A 3,513-nucleotide genomic window follows, 5' to 3' on the forward strand; every position below is an offset into this window, starting at 1 on the left:
GCGGGCATTCTTTTTGATAAAGGACTTGTCGAGACATTTCGAGAAACCATTGCGCTCTATCCAGTCGGTTTAACCGTAAAGTTAAATGATGGTCGCCTGGCGATAGTGATTAGGCAAAATAAACAAATGAGTACCAGACCTGTGATTCGTGTATTTAGCGAAAATGGACGAACACYTAAACTAACGTATGATATCGACTTAATGGAGTATATGGATACGACTATTATTGAAACGGAAACAACATTAGCAACTGCAAATTAAAAGGGGATGAGCGAGAGTGAAACAGTATCTTACGCTATGTGAGCATGTACTCAATGAAGGGGAAGAAAAGTCAGATCGAACAGGAACAGGCACAATTAGTACCTTTGGTTATCAAATGCGATTTGATTTAGGAGATGGTTTTCCTGCTCTTACAACAAAGAAACTACATCTACGTTCCATCATCCATGAGCTTTTATGGTTTTTAAAGGGTGAGACCAATATTGCTTACTTAAAAGAAAACAATGTGCGTATTTGGAACGAGTGGGCAGACGAATCTGGAGACCTTGGTCCTGTATACGGTAAACAGTGGCGTTCATGGGAAGGCGCAAATGGGAAAGTAATAGACCAAATTTCAGAAGTGGTGGAGCAGATCAAAACGAATCCTGACTCCAGAAGATTGATTGTGAGTGCTTGGAATCCTGCTGAAATTGATGAGATGGCACTTGCACCATGTCATTGCTTGTTTCAATTTTACGTAAATGATGGCAAGTTATCATGTCAGCTCTATCAACGTAGTGCTGATATCTTCCTTGGTGTTCCATTTAATATTGCTTCCTATGCTCTTCTAACGATGATGATCGCTCAAGTAACAGACCTTGAGCCTGGTGAGTTTGTTCATACATTTGGAGATGCACATATTTATTCGAACCATATGGAACAAGTGAAGCTACAGCTTACAAGAGAGCCAAGATCACTTCCGAAAATGAAAATAAATAAAGAAGTTACATCTATTTTCGACTTTACCATCGATGACTTTGAGCTTACTGAATATGATCCTCATCCACATATCAAAGGTGAGGTATCTGTATGATCTCCTATATCGTCGCAATGGATAAAGAACGGACAATCGGACGAGAAAATGACTTGCCATGGCATTTGCCAGCAGACTTAGCTCATTTTAAACGAGTCACATCAGGGCATACGATTGTGATGGGACGCAAAACGTATGAATCAATTGGACGACCACTCCCTAAACGTCGAAACGTGATTCTTACTAGAAATACAGCATATACAGCTGATGGCTGCGACGTTGTTCATCAAGYCGCTGATGTTGTGAAACTTGCCAATGAAGAGGACGAATACTTCATTATTGGTGGAGCTGAGCTCTTTACGTTATTTTGGGATGAGGTCGATCGTTTATACGTTACCCATATTGATGAAACATTTGATGGTGATACGTTCTTTCCTGAAATTAAGGAAAAAGAATGGAAACTTCTCTCAGCAGATGAAGGCATTGTAGATGAAAAGAACCGTTACCCACATACTTTCTGTGTATATGAGAGAAAAAAGTAATCGCTCGTAAAGAAATACAAGTCAAATTGTCCACCCCCTTTGCATATACATTAGGCAAAGGGGGTTTTCAACGTGAGATTCGGTAAACCATCGAGACCCCGGAAAGGTCCTTTACCATTTCGGTATGTGCTGCTCTTATCCTTCTTAATATTTGTGATCCTTACTGTGCAAGGACTTTGGATTATTGAGAAAGGAATTAGACCGACACTTGTCCACATTGCAACCACAGAAACGAGAGTCATCGCAACTCGCGCGATTAATGATGCCGTCTCGAAAAAAATCGCATCGGATCTTGATCAAGGRGAATTATTTATAAGGGATGCTGATAATACGCTTCAATTTAATACGCAGATGTATAATAGAATCTTGTCAGAAGCCACCAATCGAGTTCAACGTCATTTAAAGGCGATTGAGCAAGGGGAAACATTTGATGTTTCATTTGAGAACGAGGAAGCTTTCACCTCTGATGGAGGCATTATTTACACGATTCCTTTAGGGCAAGCAACCAATAATGCTCTACTCGCTCATCTCGGTCCGCAAGTTCCAGTCCGATTCTCAGCGATTGGGGATGTGAAGACGGATCTTAATATGAAAACATTTAATACTGGCATTAATAACACGACCATGTCAGTCAATTTTGATGTAGTAGTCGACGTTAAAATTGTTATCCCGTTTGCAACGAATACAGAAGCGATTAAAACGACCATCCCTGTTGGTTTGATTAATATTCAAGGAGACGTACCTGAATATTATTCTGAAGGGGGAGGGATGATTGTACCTGCTCCTGGTTCTTCCTTAGGAGGTGGTGATAATTAACGTTGTCAACCATGTAAAACTATGATAAGATAATTCGGCAAACTTAATAATGTGAGTTGCCTCATCAGCATGGTGGGGTAGAGGCGCGAATGTAAAAGAGTACGCACTTGGAGGATGACAACGTAGAGAAGTGTGAAAAGGTTCATTTGCCGAAGTGGGAAAGAGGAGTCAGATCTTTTCTGCTGGGGTTACATTGAAGAAATGTAACACTGTCACAGCTGATTAGCTGTGGAGAACTACTGTTGTGATGGGGATACCTGTGCTTATTAAAGCCGATAATGGGTAACCGTTATTGGCTTTTTTTATACTCTCATACAGATGAGTATAGGAAACATCCCTGTATCAACATATTATATCAAAGGGGGATGGACCGAATGGAAGGTTCAATTTTATCGTTACTRCCACCAGTGCTAGCGCTTGTTATGGTTATTTTAACGAGACGAGTTCTATTATCACTAGGTGTCGGTATTATTGTCGGCGCACTGATGCTAAATGGATACAATCCAGTCGATAGTGTAGTCGAAATTGCTTCAATTGTAGGAGCTATATTTGTTGTAGATGGGGCCATCAATGATTGGGAACTTTATATTATTTTTTTCCTATTGTTACTTGGAATGATGGCAGCACTTGTTACTCGTTCTGGAGGTAGCCGTGCATTTGGTGAATGGGCAATGAAACGTGTAAAAACACGAGTAGGCGCTCAAATGGTTTCGGTTATTTTAGGTGTTTTAATCTTTATAGACGATTACTTTAACAGCTTAACGGTCGGAAATGTCAGTCGTCCACTAACCGACCGTCACCGTGTATCCCGTGCTAAACTTGCTTATCTAGTTGATTCTACCGCTGCGCCGATGTGTGTCATTGCACCAGTATCGAGTTGGGGTGCTTATATCATTACGATTATTGCAGGTATTCTTGCTACGCATGGCGTCACTCAATATGAAGGCCTGCAAGCCTTTATGTTAATGGTCCCAATGAACATTTATGCACTAGTTGCGATTGGGTTAGTTTTAGCTGTTGTATTATTCAAGTTAGACTTTGGAGCAATGAGAGTCCATGAGGAACGTGCTTTAAAAACAGGAGAGCTTGTTGATCCTGAGTCAGGTGCAATTCCTGGGGACCAAGAGGATCTTAAAGTTAGTG

Annotated in this window: 4 protein-coding genes, 1 pseudogene and 1 riboswitch; all 5 genes and pseudogenes read left to right on the forward strand. The window is 40.8% G+C overall.

Annotated features, from left to right (window positions below):
• Window positions 1-261, forward strand: a pseudogene (locus tag AB685_RS28630) (hypothetical protein); the annotation flags it as partial.
• 16 nt (window positions 262-277) lie between these two features.
• The gene (locus AB685_RS28635) at window positions 278-1,072 is read left to right on the forward strand and encodes a thymidylate synthase (protein ID WP_047974006.1); all 795 of its coding nucleotides are present in this window, start codon (window positions 278-280) and stop codon (window positions 1,070-1,072) included.
• Complete coding sequence (locus AB685_RS28640) at window positions 1,069-1,554, forward strand: dihydrofolate reductase (RefSeq protein ID WP_047974007.1); 486 nt, start codon at window positions 1,069-1,071, stop codon at window positions 1,552-1,554. Before AB685_RS28635 ends, AB685_RS28640 begins: the two co-directional genes overlap by 4 nt.
• Before the next feature lie 72 nt (window positions 1,555-1,626).
• Window positions 1,627-2,370, forward strand: coding sequence for a sporulation protein YunB (yunB, locus tag AB685_RS28645; RefSeq protein WP_047974008.1), 744 nt, complete (start codon window positions 1,627-1,629; stop codon window positions 2,368-2,370).
• 70 nt (window positions 2,371-2,440) lie between these two features.
• Window positions 2,441-2,617, forward strand: a riboswitch (Lysine riboswitch).
• Window positions 2,618-2,744: 127 nt separating this feature from the next.
• The coding region (locus AB685_RS28650; RefSeq protein WP_047974009.1) for a Na+/H+ antiporter NhaC family protein at window positions 2,745-3,513 on the forward strand (769 nt) is incomplete at its 3' end.

It is taken from the genome of Bacillus sp. LL01 (assembly GCF_001037965.1).